We start from the raw sequence: 530 nt of genomic DNA, 5'->3' as shown, positions 1-530 counted from the left end.
CGCGGACGCCTTCGGTGCCGGTGTTCTCGGCGGCCTGGGTGACGGGGCCGGTGAGGACGGGGTGCGGGCTGGTCTCGACGAAGACGCGGTGGCCGGTGGTGAGGAGGGTGGTGAGGGCGGTGTCGAAGCGGACGGTTTCGCGCAGGTTGGTGAACCAGTAGGCGGCGTCCATGGTGGCGGTGTCGATGGCCTGGCCGGTGACGGTGGAGATGAGCGGGGTGTGGCCGGTGCGCGGTGCCACGGGGGCGAGGAGTTCGAGGAGTTCCTCGCGCAGGTCCTCGACCTGGGGGGAGTGGGAGGCGTAGTCGACGGCGATGCGGCGGGCCTGGATGCCGTCGGCCTCGCAGCGTGCGGCGAGGGCGTCCAGTTCCTCGGGGGCACCGGAGACGACGACCTGCTCGGGGCCGTTGACCACGGCGATCTGCAGACCTGCCGTGAGGTACGGGGTGATCTGCTCCTGCGGGGCGAGGACGGAGAGCATGCCGCCGCGCCCGGAGAGGCGGGTGATGGCGCGGCTGCGCAGGGCGACG

1 protein-coding gene is annotated in these 530 nt (G+C 72.6%); it reads right to left on the bottom strand.

What is annotated here, in order from left to right:
- Positions 1-530: acyltransferase domain-containing protein (locus ADK60_RS24740; protein WP_159400560.1), on the bottom strand; the 530-nt coding region annotated here is incomplete at both ends.

The sequence above is a fragment of the Streptomyces sp. XY431 genome (assembly GCF_001279805.1).
Taxonomy (GTDB): Bacteria; Actinomycetota; Actinomycetes; order Streptomycetales; family Streptomycetaceae; genus Kitasatospora; species Kitasatospora purpeofusca.
Note: the sequence above shows the minus strand (reverse complement) of the source record. Positions and strands in the feature narration are given on the sequence as shown.